Origin of the sequence: Pseudomonas sp. PLMAX, from assembly GCF_046042685.1 — a bacterium.
GTDB classification, from domain to species: Bacteria; Pseudomonadota; Gammaproteobacteria; order Pseudomonadales; family Pseudomonadaceae; genus Aquipseudomonas; species Aquipseudomonas putida_AE.
Window position 1 is genome coordinate 560,106 of the sequence record NZ_CP064950.1, and the last position, 19,687, is coordinate 579,792.

General features: G+C 53.5%; 11 protein-coding genes. 7 read left to right on the top strand and 4 right to left on the bottom strand.

The window, feature by feature from the left end:
• Window positions 1-2,827 precede the first annotated feature (2,827 nt).
• The gene (locus tag DKB71_RS35465; RefSeq protein WP_408601266.1) at window positions 2,828-4,372 is read right to left on the bottom strand and encodes a DNA primase; all 1,545 of its coding nucleotides are present in this window, start codon (window positions 4,370-4,372) and stop codon (window positions 2,828-2,830) included.
• A 141-nt stretch (window positions 4,373-4,513) separates the two neighbouring features.
• Between DKB71_RS35465 and DKB71_RS35470 the strand changes: the two genes are divergently transcribed.
• Together DKB71_RS35470 and DKB71_RS35475 are read left to right on the top strand one after the other, a co-directional pair.
• Window positions 4,514-5,146: a 5' nucleotidase, NT5C type gene (locus DKB71_RS35470; protein WP_408601267.1), complete on the top strand. Its 633-nt coding sequence runs from the start codon at window positions 4,514-4,516 to the stop codon at window positions 5,144-5,146.
• A 103-nt stretch (window positions 5,147-5,249) separates the two neighbouring features.
• Window positions 5,250-6,392 (top strand): DsbC family protein, encoded by a 1,143-nt coding sequence (locus tag DKB71_RS35475; protein ID WP_408601268.1) that lies wholly within the window; start codon window positions 5,250-5,252, stop codon window positions 6,390-6,392.
• A gap of 91 nt (window positions 6,393-6,483) precedes the next feature.
• Here DKB71_RS35475 and DKB71_RS35480 read toward each other — a convergent pair whose 3' ends face one another.
• Both DKB71_RS35480 and DKB71_RS35485 read right to left on the bottom strand, forming a co-directional pair.
• Entirely contained in the window at window positions 6,484-7,218 is a 735-nt protein-coding gene (locus DKB71_RS35480; RefSeq protein WP_408601269.1) for an exonuclease domain-containing protein, read from the bottom strand.
• Between the two features lie 59 nt (window positions 7,219-7,277).
• Complete coding sequence (locus tag DKB71_RS35485) at window positions 7,278-8,816, bottom strand: replicative DNA helicase (RefSeq protein ID WP_408601270.1); 1,539 nt, start codon at window positions 8,814-8,816, stop codon at window positions 7,278-7,280.
• A gap of 127 nt (window positions 8,817-8,943) precedes the next feature.
• Between DKB71_RS35485 and dnaE the strand changes: the two genes are divergently transcribed.
• The 3 genes from dnaE to DKB71_RS35500 all read left to right on the top strand — a co-directional run bounded on the left by dnaE (window position 8,944) and on the right by DKB71_RS35500 (window position 14,463).
• Complete coding sequence (gene dnaE / locus DKB71_RS35490) at window positions 8,944-12,558, top strand: DNA polymerase III subunit alpha (protein WP_408601271.1); 3,615 nt, start codon at window positions 8,944-8,946, stop codon at window positions 12,556-12,558.
• Window positions 12,559-12,662: 104 nt separating this feature from the next.
• Window positions 12,663-13,304 carry a hypothetical protein gene (locus DKB71_RS35495; RefSeq protein WP_408601272.1) on the top strand — a complete coding sequence of 214 codons (642 nt, stop codon included), beginning with the start codon at window positions 12,663-12,665 and terminating at the stop codon, window positions 13,302-13,304.
• A 91-nt stretch (window positions 13,305-13,395) separates the two neighbouring features.
• Window positions 13,396-14,463 carry a hypothetical protein gene (locus DKB71_RS35500; protein WP_408601273.1) on the top strand — a complete coding sequence of 356 codons (1,068 nt, stop codon included), beginning with the start codon at window positions 13,396-13,398 and terminating at the stop codon, window positions 14,461-14,463.
• Between the two features lie 77 nt (window positions 14,464-14,540).
• Here DKB71_RS35500 and DKB71_RS35505 read toward each other — a convergent pair whose 3' ends face one another.
• Entirely contained in the window at window positions 14,541-14,972 is a 432-nt protein-coding gene (locus tag DKB71_RS35505) for a hypothetical protein (RefSeq protein WP_408601274.1), read from the bottom strand.
• A 199-nt stretch (window positions 14,973-15,171) separates the two neighbouring features.
• Here DKB71_RS35505 and dnaG point away from each other — a divergent pair, with 199 nt between their 5' ends.
• Together dnaG and DKB71_RS35515 are read left to right on the top strand one after the other, a co-directional pair.
• Window positions 15,172-17,037, top strand: coding sequence for a DNA primase (gene dnaG / locus DKB71_RS35510; RefSeq protein WP_408601275.1), 1,866 nt, complete (start codon window positions 15,172-15,174; stop codon window positions 17,035-17,037).
• 52 nt (window positions 17,038-17,089) lie between these two features.
• On the top strand, window positions 17,090-19,402 hold the full coding sequence (locus tag DKB71_RS35515; protein WP_408601276.1) for a DEAD/DEAH box helicase: 2,313 nt from the start codon (window positions 17,090-17,092) through the stop codon (window positions 19,400-19,402).
• The last annotated feature ends 285 nt before the right edge of the window (window positions 19,403-19,687 follow it).

Here is a 19,687-nt window from a genome sequence, read left to right on the forward strand (position 1 = left end):
GGAAAACCCAAAAAACACGGAAAAAACAAGCTTTCCGGTCTGTTCCCGTAGAAGCATCCAGAATTTTGATTCCCAGCCATCACAGCTTATGGCGCCGGATCATCTTCGCGGTAATGAGCAAGTCGGAAATTCCGACTTGTCACTAGCGTGCTTGGTTAGGTGGTGGTACTGGAACACGACAGCAACAGTCGGAAATTCCGACTTGGCTACTCCGAGATTGGTAGGGAAGCCTGCATCGGAGCCCGGCACATTGTCGGAAATTCCGACTCGCCATGACCTCTGATCTCTTGCTCTACTACTTCGTCCAGCAGCCGGTAGTCGGAAATTCCGACAACACGGCAGAACTTAGATATCAATTTGATATGCAGTCTAAACGACGATAGTAGATGACTGATAATCATTCTCATAGAAGCCTGCGCAGAGTTGGCTGGTTCCATTTGCGTTCAGTCAGTCAAACACACAGGGCAAGTTGATCACATGGCAACAGGTGGTGGGATGGATAGCGAGTTGAAGCCCACTTTTGTTCGGCCCATCTGTTTGGACGGATCAACAATCGATACATCGAGGGCCGAAATGCGCTGGCAACCGATCCTGGTCGGTGCATTTAGGTGCGCACGTCATCTATGAAAAACACCCGCATGAAGGCTTTGACCAGACAACCCTCAGGGTGGCCAATGCGAAAGTTGGCTTGGCCTAGGCGATGCCGAGTTCACCAGATTGGATGCAGTGGAGGCGCATGCACATAAAGAAGCACCAAAGAAGGCTGCCTGATTGGTTAGACAAAGACGCTTTCATCTCAACTCAAAAGCTCCACTGCGTTTCAGCAAGGTATCCAGACCCTTAATAGGTGCATGCATAAGCCACGTATCGCCGAATGCCGAGCAGTCGTACCTGGTGTGTTGATGATGGCCGGCGAACGATTGGTCGAGTTGCAGACAAGCTCTTCAAGGTCGTGCCAGCCGGCTGACGGGCTGGCCGACGAACTACAAGCTGAGTTCGTGAATGAGCCTAGGGCGCAGGATGCCTCCAGATCGGTGTTTTCGTCGCGGATCTGTGACCGCCATTCTCAAGACCCAAACCACACCTACCTGAAAAGAGTCCGCACGATGCAAATGATCCAGTGCGCACAAGGCAACTCCAAGGTTGTCGAAGCAGCCGGAAGCAGTTTCCAGGTTAGCTTGTTTGGCTCCAAAGTGGCCACTCTATGAAGCCTGGTACGAAATGAGGGAGTGTTCTACACGAGGAGGTGTGCCGGGATGATGATGGATCGGCAGCGCTTTACCGTGAATCCATGATCCACATAGGGCAGCCTGGCACCTGATTTTGATCATCAAATCTTCAGACGCTAACTCGTGCCAAGCAGCAAACCAATTCCGGTACTCATCAGTTTCATGCGATGGCTTCACCCTGGACACCATAACCGCACTCATGACTGACCAACCAAGCTCGTTCCAGGACTGCATTTGATTTGCTGTGGCCCATGGAGCTTCTCTGATTCAGAGGTTGATCAGGCCGTGGATGATCACTTCTTGAGACCTACTGCATTCCCCGCACTGCATCGCAATACCTTGCGTAGCCACCTCGTTTGGTGCCCGAGTCGGAATTTCCGAATCTCAATTTTGATGAAGTACGGGGCAGGCCTTCAGTCCTGAGCGTGCTCAACTGAGAGGCTCGACAGCCATTGGGCCAACCGTTCCATCATCGCACTGGAGGCTATTCAGGTAGGGAGCAGGGCATCATGATGCATAGCTGGGTGCCGTCATTGCTCCCATATGAAGCCCCAGTGGCAGCCTGGTTGGGTGCTCGTGGCAATGGCCGGAGACCGTTGACACCTATTTGCCCTCCGGAGCGAGTGATGCAGCCCATGGTCAAAGAGGGCCATTTCAGGCGAGTCGGAATTTCCGACTGCTGATTTTGATCATTATTTGATCGAATATGGGCGAAAACACTCTATATTGGCATGTTATACTGTATCTTTCGCGAGTCGGAAATTCCGACTTTCTCCCTCGTTGGTGTGTCGGAAATTCCGACTCCACCTGGGGTGCCTCACCATGAAACAGCCGAGTCGGAAATTCCGACTACCCACCATGACCCCATGCCGGGCCATGTCGAGTCGGAAATTCCGACTGCTCCCCAACAATCGACGTCCTTGAATCGAACCTCCGTGTCTGCTCCAAATGGTCATTCAGCGCACGACCTGGGTTCCATTGGTGGCTCTGGTCTTGCTGCCACGGTCAACCCGATGGAGACCATTTCAAGCAGTTGGCGCCCACCATCATGAGAGGGTGTCACTGCCGTTGTCGGAAATTCCGACACCGGATACTGGGTGCCTGGGCGGGCCAACGATGTCGGAATTTCCGACTTAGCCACTGAGACAGATCATCAATCCGGGAACCCCTGACCTACCGCCTTGAGACAAGATCGCTTTCAGGCATCAGCTATAGGCGAAGGATTGAGTACGCGAAAGGGATGGGTAGTCTTACTGAGAGCCTGTCGGAAATTGCGACAAGCTCCATTGCTTTGAATCTTCGGTAGGGAAGGGCGACTACGCAACTCAGCAGTCGTAACAAAAGCTTCGAGCAGAAGCCGCTAGGTCTAACTCTGATGGTCTTGAAGTAGGCAGCGGGTGATGGGTGGCAACGGAAATGATGAGAGCAGAACCTGGCTCATACCAACATGCCAACCCTTCCGTTAAGTGGAAGGCAGGGGTCTATGGTGAGTGCGATATTCAGAGTCGGAATTTCCGACTGCTTTGTATGGGGTAGGGGAGAGTGGTGCGGAGGGGGTAAGAAGAAACCCACCCTCAATAGAAGGTGGGGATAACGGTTTAGGCTGGAGTCGGCTCGTCAGATTTCTTTGGCACTACTTCTTGTGGGATACGAGTCATCGACTCGATCAAGAAGGCGCTTCGTGCAAAGGTAATTTTCTGCGGGTCAGCGTCTACATGCTTATCCGAGAAGAGTCTCTTTAACGACTCCACGTCCTGTTGGATTGCCGTCCAACCTTCAATGCTTGGCTTGTGCAAAACAGCAGACTGGTAGCCGATCTGATAGTTGACCAAGGCTTTTGCAATCTCTGGGTACTTCGGCTGCGCAGCTTTCAACTCATGCTGCAATACCAGTTTGACCAGGGTCTTAATGTCGCCAGTTTTGATGAAGTCGCGAAGGTACGGCTTATGCCTTTCCTTCAAGACCTCGTACTCTGTCTTGGTCTCGTTCTGCCGGGTTTTCAGGTCACGATCATAATTACCCATCGTGGTTTTCTCTGATGGCTTACCAGGAAGGTTTTCAGTTGTGTAACTGATGCTCGCCCAGCGCACCAAACCATTTAGCCAATTCTCAAGGCTAGAGCCGTGCTCCTTCTCGAACTTTTCGTAAGCTTCTGGGGCGTACTTAAGCATGCCGTCAATGATCATGCCTGGGAGCTCGGCCATGGTGTTACCAGACTCCAATCCCCTAGCGCCTTCAACGTTTGCAACTTGAAACGCGAAGAGGAGGGTGGATTTCAAATCTACCTTTGGCCCCATCTTGGCGATTTCCCTGGCGGTGATACTCAGAGCCAGGTTGTGGTTAGAACCTGCAAGCCGGTAAGTGTCGATTGCAAATTTATGCCGCTCACTCATGGTCGCCCAAGACATGTCGATTTCATCGGCAACAGCATCGTAACGGCTAACCGATTTGCCAGAGAAATGATTGATCGACTTCACTTGGTTGGTACGTGAAGTGAGCCTGTACTTGATTGGCCTGTCTTGGCGTAGAAGAGCTTCCTTGTCGCCAGCGAGACTCAAAATTTGCTCGAGAGAAATCGGCGATCCGCGCTTGTGGAATTTTACAGGATCAATTTCCGAGTTCTTGTTGTGGCTCGGGTAGTAGTAGAACCGTGAAGGGTTGCAGCACGAAGGATCAAGCTCGATGCGCGTCTTGAGCGCTTCAAAGCACAGTGGCCAGTTATCGACCAGGATAGGCTCCATGAGTCGAACAACCATGCGATATTTCCACGGCTGATCCTTGGTGAAGTTGTGAGTGGAGTACACCAGGTATTCATACCCAGAAAAAACCGACTCAGCCTTCTCGAGTACTCCAGGTTGGTCAAGATCGATAACCAGCGATGTAATCGCCTCGATATTCACGTCGCCACGGTGGTGGGGCTTGGAACCTTCCTTTTTCGGGTACAGCAGTACGCATTCCTGCTCGGGCTTCATCAGCACAGGCATGAAGCCAGCCCCGTCCTTTGCATGGCGGATATCGTGGGTAGAAAGCCTGTCCTTGAATTCTTCCCAAGAAAACTCGCCTTCACCGTCCCACACCTCAGTGTCAGCTGCTTTTTTAAGGTCGACCAGGAACAGGAAATCAGGGGCTTCAGGAATGTTCATTTGGATAATCTCGATTGCTCATCCATTGATCATAAAATCTGCAATGTTGATGGCGCAAGGAAGAGAGGAACATTAGCCGTAAATTGACATTATTTCCGACATTTGGTATAAATTGACGCCCATTTTTTAGCGAGTATTGTCATGAAGCCGTTTGCCGTCGACCTGGACGATGTTGTTGGTGTCCTCAAAAACGCTCTTTTTGCGAGCCTCAACAGCAGATTCCCTCACGTTCAGCCCCCAGAAAACTGGACTACATTCAACGTTGCAGACCTCTATGGGATCACCCTGGAGCAGTTTCTTGATGCGATTATTGATGACGGTTTGCTGTCCTCAATACCGCTCGCTGAAGGCGCTCTCGCAGCCCTGAAAGCGATCAAAGATTCAGGTCGCCCAATCGTACTGATCACCTCACGGGGCTACCATCCGGATGCTTATGCGGTCACCAAGGCATGGTTGGAGCTGCATGGCGTCCCTTACGACGACTTGATCATTGTGCCCGAGGGTATGAACAAGGCTCAGGCAGCTGCTGCCCGGTACCCAGGTGGGTTCCTGTACATGATCGACGACTACCCGAAGAACCTGGATGACATGAAAGCTGCCGGCCTTGTGAGCCACACGATCCTGATCAACCAGCCATGGAATCAGACCCGAACTGACTTCAGGCATGGTGTATCGCGTTTTGACTCGCTCCACAGTTTCGTCGAGCAACTGAAAGAGCACGCGTTCAAGACCGAACTCGTACTGCCTGAGCGTAGTGCTGAACTCACTTTTTGACAGAAACATATGTGATATATTGACCATCGGTTTGTCCTATGCTTTAGACGATCATGTGCCTGGGTCTCTTGTACTTGGGCTGTGACACATCAGAGGTTAATCGATGCAAAATATCAGCAAATCCCCGGCTGCTGAGGGGAAGGGTTCTTACAGTGCGCTCGCACGTAACATTGCCATCGTGGTTGCTGCCCTAGCGATCACTTACTCCCAGCTTGCGCCCCACTTTGGTGACAAAGGTGAAGCAAGCAAGGCTCAAGAGCCAACTCCTGCAGCTGTAGCCGCTGTGGCCACCGAAAGCGTCGATACTGTCGCTACTCCACCGCAAGCTCGCCCTGTTCCGCCTGGCGGGCTAGACATCGGCTCTGATGCAAATGCCCAGGCCTTCCGTGACTTCCTGAAAGCAAAAGCCGACGAGATCAACAAGGCCGGCCCAGTTGTATACGTGCAAGATGGAGAGCCTGTGGCGAGCACAGCGCATTCGAGCACTACCAGGCCGCAACCTGAGCTCGGAGAAAGTCATGTAACGCCTGGAACAGCCCCACAGGCGGTCACAGCTACTCAGCCTGTCAGCAGCTCAGCACAAACGACGGAATCGCCGGACGGGACTCGTTGGACGAAGCATCCAGCCCCGTTCGTTGACCAGCAAGCCCTGGCTAGCATCCAGGAACATCGCGAAGCCGTGGCAAAGTCTGGACAAGTAGCTGTCGTGAAGATCGGCACGTATCCTGATGGGATGCCAATGCCGGAGAGCGTTAAGCGCGAACAAATCAGAAGCACACTGAGCACCATTCCGGACGAGTGGACGGTGACCTACAAAGCGCCAAACGAAAAGTTGCGCATTTACGCGTTCACCGACCCGACCTGTCCGTACTGCAAAAAGCTACACAAAGCGCTGCCGCAGCTGTTGGAGGCGGGGATCTCGGTTCACTACCTGCTGTACCCTCGTGATATGGCAACAGTACCGGCTGGCCAACTCTCTGATGGTGCACACAACCTGAAAAATGTGTGGTGCGCCGTAGACCAGGTCTCGGCCATGAACGACGCTTTCGCGGGCTACAGGGTTCCTGAAGCCGACTGCGCCGCTCTGCCAAAATCGCTGAATCGCCTGCCGGCGCCAGTGCCTGACCATTACAACCTCGGCGACATGTTTAACGTGACAGGTACGCCGACGCTGATGGCCTCGAACGGAAAGAACCAGGCTGGCTTCGGTACCGCCCAGCAAATCATCCAGGATTTCCTCGACTGATTGTCACCGGGCAAAGAAAAAGTGCGCCTTGGCGCACTTTTTTGTTTCCGCTGATCCTGGAAGCTCCTACAAGGCGCTCAGGGAAGCGATATCACATCTCGAAGGCATCGGAGAGGCAGGCACCTCCAGAAGCCTTGCGAATGCGTTGGCAGAGCTTCTCGTGGCGCTCACGGTCTTCACCAGTGAGGAGAGTTCGCTTAAGCGACCCTGGATTAACGCTAACGCGCTCAGGAGTAAGCTTTGGCCCCGCCAACACCACACGGTTATCAAACACCATGCGAGTCTGTTCGATGGTCATGACCTGGTAGACAGCAGCCAGAATCTCGGAGTCGAGGAGGGCGCCGTGAGCCTCACGCTCAATCTGAGCGTCTCCAAGCAGCCTTCGGTTCAACTGATCCAGGGTGGCGCCTTGACCATACTTGGCCCGAGCCAAAGCGAGGGTGCACGTGAAAGGGATGCCCATTTCGACCAGCGTCGGCTGTCCGAGGCCCTTAAGTTCGTCTCCGATGAAACCAACGTCAAACGGCGCGTTGTGGGCGATAAGCCTGCTGCCGGCGATGAACTCAAGCATGCGAGGGACGATGTCTGCAAAAATCTGTCCGCCACCACGCTCAATACAGTCCGAACGGGTCAGCTTGTGAATTTCCCAGGCTTCCTCGGGGACATCGCGCTGTGGATCAACGTATTCGTGAAATTTACGGCCCGTTAGACGTCCGTTGATCATTTCAACAAGGCCGACCTCAACGATTTTATGGCCTTCATGGTAGTGGATGCCGGTCGTTTCGACGTCAGCGAAAATTCGCCGATCATCTAGATGTGTCGTCACTTTACGTTATCTCCAGCGCTGGCAATTTTGTGCCATTGTTTCATGTGAGCCTACGCCAATTAAAGCGGAATCCACTCATCATCGCGATCTGATTGCTCCGAAGGGGGTGCATCCCACGGCATAGTCTCACCCGTCCGTTGCAAGAAGTCGTCTGAGTCACCAATCTCTGCAAAACTGCTCGCGCTAGGCAACTGCTCTACCTTTTCTTTGCCCTTGCGCTGCGGGTGTTGAGGTTTTGGCTTGTTTTCCGCTAGGTGTTGCGCAGTCGATGAGTCCAGGTTCTTGAAGCAGGACTGACCGTTCTTGAAGTCGAGATACACGGTACCCAATGGGCCGTTCCGCTGCTTGGCGATGATGATTTCAGCTACACCCTTGTGCTCGGTTTCTGGGTTGTAGACTTCATCACGGTAAACGAACGCAATAACGTCGGCGTCCTGCTCGATGGAGCCGGAGTCACGCAGGTCGGCTGGCATTGGGCGCTTGTTGGGACGTCGTTCCAGGTCGCGAGAAAGCTGGGACAGCACGATGATTGGCACACCGAGCAGCTTGCCCAGTTGTTTCAAGCCCCGACTGATTTCGCCAACACCCAGATTGGGGTTACCTGCGTAAATCGATGAGAAGCGCATCAGTTGCAGGTAGTCGATCATGATCAGCTTGAAGGGCTTCTTCTTGAATTGCCTTATGGCGCGAGCGCAAAGCTGCTCAAGCGTCAAACCAGCACTATCATCGATGAAGATTGGGGCCTTCTTGAGCCTTTCCGAAGCGAGTTTAAGCTTCTCAAGGTCGCCGATCTTGAGCTTGCCGCGACGAAGATCCTCGAAATCAATCTCGCCCACACTTGCGACAGAGCGCTGGAAGATCGAGACGCTAGGCATCTCCAGGGAGAACACCATGGTCGATTCGTTCAGGACGAGCGACACATACTCGATGATGTTCATGGCAAAAGTGGTTTTACCCATTGAAGGGCGACCACCGATGATAACAAGGTCTGCAGGCTGTAGGCCGGCCAGCAGGTCATCCAAATGCGTAAAGCCAGTAGGCACACCAGGTAGGGCCTTACCAGACGCCCTTTCCTGGAACTCGATCATCCACTGGTCGCACACATCACCGTAGGAGCGGATGGTATCGCCGTTGGACGCCAGGCGTTGATTGGCAACCTGGACTCCAAGTGCCATTTTCGAGAGCCCGTCTTCAACAGAGGACTTAAATTGCACCAGATCTACAACGGTTTGCTGCATGTCCTGGACAGCATTGCGACGGACGGCAATTTCCCGCAATTCTTCTGCCATTTTGGCAACGCTGGCAGGGGCGGGGAGCTCCGATAGCGTTTCCATGAGATACGATTCTACGAACGCAAGGCTCGCAAATCGGGACAGTGCAAGCACTGCTGAAACAGGGTTATGCAGCTTTCTTTCGCCATGCAACCAGGCATAAACCTGACGTGCAGCATCGTTAAAAAAGTCCCCAACCTCAATGAATTCGGCCACTTGCTCATGAAGACTTGGCTCATCAAGCAGGGTTGCGATGATGCTCTTTTCTAGAGGAGCCGCACGCTCCTTAAAATTTGCGACGCCGTTAGCGTCAACGAATGATGTCATGGGCTCCTCGGGGGGTGTTGCGAAATGGGCTGGGGGAGTATAGGGTTCGCCCTCGAATTGTCAATTGATTGCAATTAGTCTCCTCTGTCAACCTGTAGGGACTATTTGATCCCAAGGAGTGCTCAGTGTGAGCTTTGTCCACCTATCTCTTCACTCAGATTACTCCCTTCATGACTCGCTGGTGCGCATCAAGCCACTCATGAAAGGCGTGGCTGCTGCGGGAATGCCGGCAGTTGCAGTGACCGACGATAGCAACATGTTCTGTGCCATCAAAGCCTACAACGCTGCGATGGCCCAGGGCGTGAAGCCCATTATCGGGGCTCAGGTACAAGTCCAGACGAGCCGTACAAGTACCTCCCTGATTACCGTGCTGTGCCGAAACAACGACGGCTACTTGGCGCTGAAGGAAATCATCTCTGATGGCTACCTGACGGCGATCCGCGACAAAGAAAAACGCCCAATCATCCCTCTGAGCTGGTTCAAGGGGAAATCTGACGGTCTGATCGCCCTGTCCGGTGCACGAGACGGTGAGATTGGCCGCTTGCTGCTGAATGGAAGGGACTCAAGCCACATCATGGATTCGGTCTCCGACTTCCATGAGATCTTTGGTGAAAACTTCTATCTCGAATTGCAGCGCATCGGCCACGGTGCTGACGACCGTTATGTCCAGATGGCCGTGGATCTTGCAGTGGAAGTAGGCCTGCCTGTGGTGGCTACCAACTCCGTGCGATTCATGGAGAGCCAGCAATTCAGAACCCACGAAATTCGCCTGGCTATCGCTCAGGGCAAGACTGTGAAAGACATGCAGGGCGAGCTCCATGCCGCATGCACACAGCATCAGTACCTGAAAACCCCGGAAGAGATGATCGAGTTGTTCTCGGACATCCCCGAGGCTATCGAAAACACGCTGGCCATCGCGGCACAATGCAGTGTGGATTTGACGCTGGGTAAGAACTACCTGCCGAGCTTCCCCGTCCCTGAAGGGATGAACGAAGGCAAGTTTCTCGAGCAAATGTCCTTTGATGGGCTCGAAGTTCGCCTTCGTGATTACTTCAAAACCGACGACGTTATCGCCGAGCACCGCCAGGAATATGAAGATCGGCTCCGCTTTGAGCTCAACGTCATCAACGAAATGGGCTTCCCTGGCTACTTCTTGATCGTCGCGGACTTTATCCGGTGGGCGAAGAAGTCCGACATCCCCGTTGGGCCGGGCAGGGGGTCGGGCGCTGGCTCACTCGTTGCGTACGCTCTCGGGATTACCGACCTCAACCCTATTCCTTATGCGCTCCTGTTCGAACGGTTCCTGAACCCAGAACGCGTTTCCATGCCCGACTTCGATATCGACTTCTGCATGGACAAGCGGGAACTGGTTATCGACTATGTGGCCGATACCTACGGTCACAACGCCGTAAGCCAGATCATCACCTACGGCACAATGGCTGCGCGGAGCTCTATCGCTCACGTGGTAAGAGCCCTTGGTCTGCCGTACCGGACGGGCAGGCATCTGTCCAACTTGATCCCCAAAGATCCTGGCATGACCCTGCAAAAGGCCTGGGATGAAATCGAAGAGATCAGGATCCTCTACAGCACAAACTCAGAAACCAAGCTGGTGTGGGATGAAGCAAAGGCTCTGGAAGGCCTTACACTGCATACCGGCAAGCACGCTGGTGGCGTAGTTATTGCCCCGCGAAAGCTGACCGACTACACGCCGACACTTAACGATCCTGACGGTTCAGGCCTTGTATCGCAGTTTGACAAAGACGACGTTGAGGCAGCCGGCCTTGTAAAGTTCGACTTCCTTGGTCTGCGTACACTGACCGTAATCGACTATGCGCTGAAAACCATTAACGCAGATCGTGCGAAAAAAGGGCTATCGCGACTCAACATCGCCGACATCCCTCTTGATGACAAGGCCACGTACGCTCTGTTGCAGCGATGCGAGACCACTGCCGTCTTCCAGCTCGAATCGGCTGGTATGAAAGAGCTGGTCAAGCAGCTCAAGCCCGACTGCCTGGAAGACTTGATCGCACTTGTGGCGCTGTTCCGTCCGGGCCCGCTGCAGTCAGGCATGGTTGGCGAATTCGTTGACCGTAAGCACGGAAGGGCAGAGGTATCTTACCCGCATCCGTCGCTTGAGCCGATCCTGGAGAACACCTACGGGGTTATCGTTTACCAAGAACAGGTGATGCAGATCGCCCAGGTGATGGCCGGCTACACCCTCGGTGGCGCGGACATGCTGCGTCGAGCCATGGGTAAGAAAAAGCCCGAAGAAATGGCCAAGCAGCGCCAAATCTTCGTCGACGGCTGTGTTGGTAACGAAATTTCGGAAAAGCTGGCAGAGTCCGTATTCGACCTTATGGCGAAGTTCGCAGAATACGGCTTCAACAAGTCGCACTCCGCTGCCTATGCCCTGATTGCATACCAAACGGCCTACCTGAAAGCACACTTCCCTGAGCACTTCATGGCAGCCGTACTGTCCTCGGACATGGTTGAAACCGACAAGGTTGTCCGGTTCATCCACGAATGCCGCAGCATGGGCCTGGAAATCTGCCCACCTCACGCGAACCACTCGAACTGGCACTTCACACCGCACGAAGGAAAAATCCTGTACGGCATGGGCGCCATCAAAGGGTTTGGTGAAGGTATCGCGCAGAACGTGATCGCCAACAGGCAATCGAATGGCGAATACGAGAACCTGATTGACTTCCACTTCCGCAACCAGCTGAACAAGCGCGTTGCTGAGGCCTGCATTAACGCAGGAATGTTCGACTACACCGCCATGGATCGCTCCGAGCTGTTGGCTGTGTCGCCGCTTGCCCAGGCAGCCGGTAAACAACTTCGGGCGTACTCTGGCCAGGGTATGTTGTTCGACATGGACATCCCGCCAGTTCCAAGAATTGCTGTAGAAGCAATGGAAACTGACATTCGCCTGGCTGGTGAGCGCAAGGTTCTAGGTCTTTACTTGACCGGTCACCCATACGAACGTCACCGCCAAGCACTCAAGTCCGCACTCACCGCGAGTCTGGCGCAGCTCATCACCAACGTTGAAGACGAAACCATCGAAAAGGAAGATCGCTACTACAACGTAACGATTGCAGGGCTTCTGACCGACTTGGACGTAAGGCAAACCAAGGGTGGCCAGGCCTACTTCAAGCTCGATGACGGCACCGCTCGATTGGACTGTACTGTGTGGCAGAAAGAGTTCAACGACTACCAGGCGTTCCTCAAGGACGATAACCTGGTCGTGCTCGAAGGTCGCGTCAGGTTCAATGGCAAAACCAAGAAAGTGTCGTTGATGACCGACAGCGTGCAGCTGCTGGAAACATATCTGCAGAGCCAGTCGGGCAGGGTAGTCGTCAAGCTTCCCGAAGGGGCTAACGTTTTCCGCGAGATGGCCAAAGTTCACGGTCTGGCTTCGCTGAATGACGAAGGCACGATGCGGGTCTACATCCAAGGCCACGGTGAAACCGAGCCTAATGAGCTCCCTACGCCGCCAATCAGCACCAATGGCCCAGCCATGCAGAAGTTGGTGAGCTTGTGGGGCGACAATGTTAAGATCGAGTACGTCAAACAGCAGACTCGTACAGTATCGCGCAAGGTTTCCAGCGATATTGCGCCAGTTGCTGAGATCGAAGACTTGGCCAAGCACCGAGCAGATCTTCGGTTGGAGCTGGAAAGGGCTCTGCTGGACGCTGACGCCGCGATGAGGGGCAATGCTGAGTCCGTACCCAGTTTAGACTGATCGTTGCTCCAGGGGGGCCTAGCATGAGCGACAGGCCCCCTTTGCTTGGTTCTACATCACCAACACTGATTGTAAAAAGGAGATGCGAAAGCTGAGCTCCCAGGATGTGGTTCACTAAACGCTGGCAATTTATGTCCAATGTTAAGTGCGATTCAAAAGTCCCTTCTGATAACGAGAACAAGATCGCCTGGTGTGCAGAGGGCGAACGTCGAGAGGAAGAGTTCATCGAGTTGATGAACCGGCATACCCACCTTAAAGTCTCCCTAAACCCCGATAAACACAAGAACAAATACGCCCCAGACCTCATTGTCTCCGGATACGGGTTATGCGATTTGAAGGCAGTACAGACGCCTTTCTTCCTGTGCGGGAGATCAGGCTTCGACCCCTACTTCACCATCACGCTCAATACCAAAGACATCTATCGGTACCGGGAGAAATACCCTGGCCTAACGATTCTGTTCTGGGTCACCTGGCCTGAAGGCATCGATGGCGACGGTAGATATAAACCTGCGCCTTACAAGTGGGCCGTGTATGAGATCAAGATGACCACCATTCTTGAGATCATCGACACTGGTCTTACCCCCTATCACCCCTATAAAAACCGGCAAAAATTCAAGACCAAGCCAGATATGCAGGCCAAGGGAATGGATGACCACGGTAATGCGCTGGGGAGTTACTTCATCGACGTCAGGTGGATGGAGCCAGTGGCTTCAAGCCTGACTCCACCGAAACTCGTATTAACATAAGGCCATTATTGACCACTTTCATAGGGCTGGGTATATTCTTCTAAAGCTGGCGTAGAACAGCCATATAATAATAAGAAGAGGCCTAGCCCAGATGAAGATCTTCGCTGACGAGATCAGGGATCTTATTGCGGAAGCATTTCCCGCAGTCGATTTGAACCAACGTGACATGAAGATCACCCTCCGCCTTTTCGGTTGGGACGGACAGACATCTTGCAGCCTGCAGCAGGCCGGCGATGAGTTTGGACTCACCAGGGAAAGGGTCAGACAGATCTCGAAAGCCATCGCTGTAAATCTGGCTCCTTACGCACACAAACACCTGACAACCCTTCCAGGCTTGATCCAGGCCATCTCTTCGCTGGCGCCATCCAGTGCCCGCAGAGTCGAGCAGGTTCTCAGCGCACAAGGTCTCGCCGGCACCCGGATCGAGGGCGTACTCAAGGCCGCATCACTGTTTGGCATGCCCGTAAAGGACGTCAAAGTCGTTGAGGAGTGCCAAAGCAGCCGTTTCCTGATCACCCCAGGCATGGAAGGCATCGCTCAGAAGATCAGCGCGAACGCCCAAAAGGCCTGCACGCACTTGGGTATGGTGCACATCGACACCTTGCTCTACTTGTTGCCTGACCTACCAGAAGCCGAAGCAAGATCCTTCATCCGTGACGTCATGAGCGAGCGCCCTGACGTGGCCTGGTTGGACGATGAGCATTACTGGGTCTGGCTCAAAGCAGCACCGCGCAATCGCTTGATCACCGTCCTCCACAAGATGCTGTCCGTATTCAGCAGCACGACCATTGAATTGGTCGTTATAGGTGCCAACCGGTACTTCATCAAAGGTAAATCGAAAGCCACCATCACAGCGCCGGCGAGCGTTCTCCGGGCCTTCGTCAATGCCTGGGGGCAGGCAACCTGCTCAGAAGAGGGGAGGATCCGCAAGACGGCGAGCTTTAAGTCCAAAGCCAAGCTCTTGCTGTTCGAGAAAAGCCTCGTTGACCTGATCTGGGACACCCCGGAAAAGATCGCCCGCGAGAAGTACCTGGAGAAGTCCCTGGTGCCCGGCGTCGGCAACCCCAAGAAGTACACCTTCTCAATGAACCTGAATCACTCTCCGCTGCTCACCAAGGGCGCTAAGCGGGGCGAGTACATCACAACCGGGTTTGTTTGATTGCAACAAAAAGGGCGCCCTTTTAGGCGCCCTTGATCTTAAAGCTAGCCACCGGCTAAAGCCGGGGAGTACCGAGCCTACGGAAAGGCCATGCTACGTACCAAACCCTCTTCTTCCGTATCAGCCAGACGATTTTCTGTACTGAACAGCGACTCAAGATCTGCCATGGCAGCCCGAACCGCAAAAGGGTTCGGGTGAGCGTCGACGACCTCATGAAGATTTTCGGCAATGTAGTTAAACCGGCCATCTTTAAGGTGCAGCAGCGTCTGTATGGCGCGTTTGACCAAGCGATTGGTTAATCGGCATTCGGTCGCTGTCCAGTCGATGACCACCGTGGCGGGCTCATAGCCACGCGCCTGGGTCTCGCCCCACATTGCGGCAAGGCCCTCTGTGTGGTGAGCATGATAGAGCTCGGCCCATACCGCTGGGTCTCCGCTGTTGAGAGCAAAGTACTTATCAACCCATGGCTGCAGCAGGGTCTGGTTACGAGTACATACGAGATTGGTCATCAATTGGCTTCCTGCAAATAGGCGGGGATTCGAGGCAGGCTGTGCGCTCGAAAACCACTGAAATTACTGACCTTCCAGGCTCTGTTGGCCCAAATCAGAAGGTCATTGAGAATTTTGGAGGGGGCAGATGCTATGCAGTGGACTTGATAATGTCAATACAGTATAAATGTTTCCCCAATTTTCCCCCTGGTACGTCACGATGAGTAACTCAAAAGACCTGGATCGGATCCCGCAATCCGTCATTGACGACCTGATCTCGCAAACCGACATTCTGTCGACAATTGAGCGTGACGTTCACCTCAAGAAATCAGGTCGGGATTATGTAGGGCTATGCCCGTTTCACAAGGAATCCACCCCTTCCTTCACCGTTTCGCCAGAAAAGCAGTTCTTTTATTGCTTTGGTTGTGGTGCTGACGGCAACGTTATGAAGTGGTTTGAAGAATTCCACAAAATGTCATTTTTGGCCGTTTTGCAGGACATGGCGGACAAGGCAAGGACTGACCTAACTCCGTTCCTGCGAACCGCCAAGCTCGACGCAAAAGTGGGTTTCAACGTACTGCCGGCGCTGGGGAAAGCGAAGGACTTTTTTCAAGTCAGCCTGCAAGACAACAATCCAAAATCCAAAGCCGGGCTGGCGAGGGAGTACCTTGCCAGCAGGATGGTCAGCGACGAGCTAATCCAACGGTTCAACATCGGTTTCGCCGGCTACGGCAAGATGATTGTGGATGCCCTGGTGGAATTCCAAGACCCGCTGATCGAGGCCGGCGTACTGGATCGAGGAGACCATGGGGTGTTCTCGAAATTTCGGGACAGGGTGATCCTCCCGGTACGGGACTATCGAGGAAAAACCGTTGCCTTGACGGGACGTGCGCTGCTTAAAGAGGACTCGCCAAAGTACCTGAACAGCAAAGAAACACCCCATTTTAACAAGACAAACGTGATCTACGGCCTTTTTGAATCACTTCAGCATTTCGGGGTAACCCAGCTGGAGAGACTGGTTATCGTGGAAGGTCAGTTCGACGTTATCGCACACCACATCATCGACATGCCCGCTGGTGGAGTGATGGGCTCTTCGCTGTCCATTCAGCAGCTGAGGCTGATCAAACGCTACACAGCCCACGCCACCTTCGTTTTCGACCCGGATACTGCCGGCCACAAAGCGATGATGCAGACCTGTGCATTGCTGCTCGAGGCCCTGACGGACGTAGATGTACGCTATGACATCGTCGTGCTGGTGGATGAGGATCCACATACCCTGATTACAACGCAGCCGGAGGCCTACAAGGCAGCACTGAGTGAGGCGAGGCCTTGGCTTGACGTACTCATAGACAACATCCCAGGAGCCGACAGAATCGATACCGAGGCTGGCCAGATTGAGTACGCTACCGCCGCCGTGGAGCTGATCAGCACTGCCAGGGATCCATTGCTCCGCCACCAGGCACTGGAGAAAGCCTCGGCCAAATGCAGATTCCCAGTAGCAACGCTCAATGAAAAGCTAATGAGCCTGCCTCCAGCGCGGTCTGGCCAAGCCAAACCGAAAGAAAAACCGACTCAGTCAATGAGTGAAGTCTCTATCCGCTTGGCACGCATGATCTGGGACGAACCACAGTGGAGTAAGGCCATCGAGGATCCTCAGCTATGGATTAGCCAGGGTGATGAGCTCACCTCGATGATTGGGCTATGGGCTCAGGGATACCGGAACGGCGACTTCGATGCTTCGCCAACCGAAAAAGAAGCAGAGGATCTTGCTGCAAACCCAGCACAGGCTTCGAAGATCAATAAGGCCAGGCGGGCGAGGGGAGCTGCAGCGGCCTTCGGGCGGATGGTGTCCATGCTCCCTTCCCATTACATGGAGCTGCTGATGCGTGGCGAGCCAGAGACCCTGGAGTCGTTGGCTATCAGCCTGTCTTGGCACATCACCTCCATCTGCGCAAAGAAAGAGATGCAGGAACTCACCCAAAAGGCCGGCCTGAATATCATCACCGACGAGGAGCGCGAACGCTTCCGAGGGCTGGTCGTAACCATCCAGGTCGCCGCAAAGCGCTCCCGGTCAATAGATACCTAATGTCAGCTCATTTGGTAGACTGTCAATATAACGAATAAAGGATTCCACCTAAATGTCGGCTGAATTTTCTGCAAACCTCATGTCCCGCTTGCTGAAGCTGGATATCGAAAAGCCTTCGGATCTGCTTTTCAACCTGCCAACGGGCTATGACAACTTCATGATCCCGTTGAAGAACGTGGGGTCGCTGAAAAAACTGAAGCATGGCGACTCCTTCTACGCCACGCTCAAGCTTGAGAACGTCAAGCTGTCGGTCGACATCAACAAGGAGAAGAAGGAGAAAGGTCAGTACGTTAACGAAAACGGGCAGGCCTACTGCATCGTTGAGTTGAGCGACGGCCTGAGCAAGATTTCTGGCTTTATTTTCGGGCGTCTTGAGCCCTGGATCGAGCTGAAGAAGACGAGCACCGGGAAAATCATCCATGTCTCGGGGAAAGTCGGCCATAAGGACGGGTTCACCAACCTGAATGCCCTTGAAATCGTTCCGATGAGCGACAGAAACCGCATCGTCGCTCGATATAGGGGCAAAGAGAAGGTCATCACGCCGCAGAAAGTGGCCGATTCTGTCAAAATCGCCCTCCTGAGCCACACCAGTGAGGCTGTGGAAGAGATTGTCGACCGCCTGGATGAAGATGAAGCCAGCATCTTGCGAAACTCCATGCTGGACTTCCACTCGCTGAAGAACCTGCTGCACACCCTGCACATGCCGAGAACCATTGAGGATCTGGAGCGAGCGCTGACTGGAGCCAGGTACCTCAACTCGTACTACGAAATTCGCAAGGCCATCGCCGCAACAGAGCGTAGCCCGTCACCGGAATCAGCGATCCCCCTCAACAGGACGCTCATTGCGGATCTGGTCAAGAACCACAAGTACACGCCGACCAAGGATCAGCGCCAGGCGATCTGGGACATCGTGAAGGACTTGTCGGAAACGACCCCCATGGATCGCCTGCTGTCTGCAGACGTAGGTAACGGTAAGACGTTGGCCTATGGTATCCCAGCGGCCTACGCCTGCTGCCAGGGTAAAAACGTGGTGGTTCTGCTGCCTACTGAGCCGCTGGCCGGCCAGGTTGCGAAGGAAATCAGGGATTGGTATCCGCAAGTTAAGGTTCACCTGGTCACCGCAGGGTTCAATGACGAGGTTAAACAGGGTGAAATGCTCGTAGGCACTACTGCGGTGCTGACCTGGCTTAAAAACCATCCTGAGTGGAAAGCGGCGTTCGCCATTACGGACGAACAACAGAAAATGGGTACTGCACAGCGAGATGCTCTCAATAGCTTGGGCACCCACGTTCTGGAAGCCACGGCCACGCCGATCCCAAGGACAATGGCTCAAACCATATTTGGTAGCAAAAAAGTCACTCTCATCAAGGATTGCCCGGTCAAAAAGACCATCCGCACCCGCTTGATCGGCAACACGAAAGACGACAAGTTCTCTGCCCTCAATACGCTGAGGGGGTGGATGAAGGAAGGTAAAAGGGTCGCAGTCATCTATCCTCTGGTGGCTGAACAGCAAGCACACTTCTTTCACATCAAGGCAGAAGGCCTCAAAGAGGCCGAGAAGATCGCCAAGCTGATGAGGGCGGCCAGTGTCACCGTTCAGAACGTTAAGCCTGTGCAGGAGGCCTCAGACGTCCTCACGGAGCTTGATGACAGCGCTTCTGACGGGTTCATCGTCGAAATCCACGGTGAGGACGTCGCGTTCAACCGACTTCAGAAACGATTCGCAAAATACATGAGCGAGTTTGCCGATAGCTGTCGGTACCTGGGCGCTCGCGTAGACGATGAATTGTCACAGAAGAACAGAACCACTATCGAAAGCGCCGCTCAGGGCTGGGAGAAGCTCTATCCTGGGCGTGTAGCCGTGATTCACGGTCGTTCCAAGCGTGATGCCAAAGGCAAGATCATCGAGTTCATGAACAACGGTGGGGCCGACATCTTGCTGTCGACCACCCTGGTAGAAATCGGGGTGGATATCAAGAACCTGCACGCGCTGATGGTCGTTGGCGCCGAGAAAATGGGGGCATTTACCCTCCATCAGCTGCGAGGTCGTATTGCTCGACATGGTGGAGAGGGTGATTTCATCATGATGGCCGGCTCGAATATCGATGATATTGATCCAACTGCCCGTGAGCGTCTGGATCTGCTTGTCAAATACACCAGCGGTGACGATATCGCGCTCTACGACATGGAGCAGCGTGGTTTCGGCAACCTCAGCGCCGGTGGGGCAGCGCAGAAAGGCTTCGACAACGGCCTGTTCCCTGGCTTGAAGGTTTCGCCGGCTGAACTCGACCACTTTGTTAAGCAAATCCACCAGCGGCTTAAAGCAAAGCGCCAAAATGGTGCAGTGATGGAATTGGCCGGATAATTGGCGCTCAATTTCCGTCTATTGATGAGGGTTGTTGATATCAACTCTCATTAAAGGCAAACAATTACCAATAAATGCCTGTATATCCATACAGGCTTTTTTACGGATCCAATGATTGCCTTATATTGTGACCGCCCATCTACAAATGCATGAAATTGAGGGAATTCCTGATACCTTTTAGGAAATTTCCTATTGATTTATGTGACCTATGCCGCTTTCTAGAGGGGTTGATGTCAATTTACCCTCTTTTTTTAGTCAGTTGTATTGACAGCTTGTCAAAACACC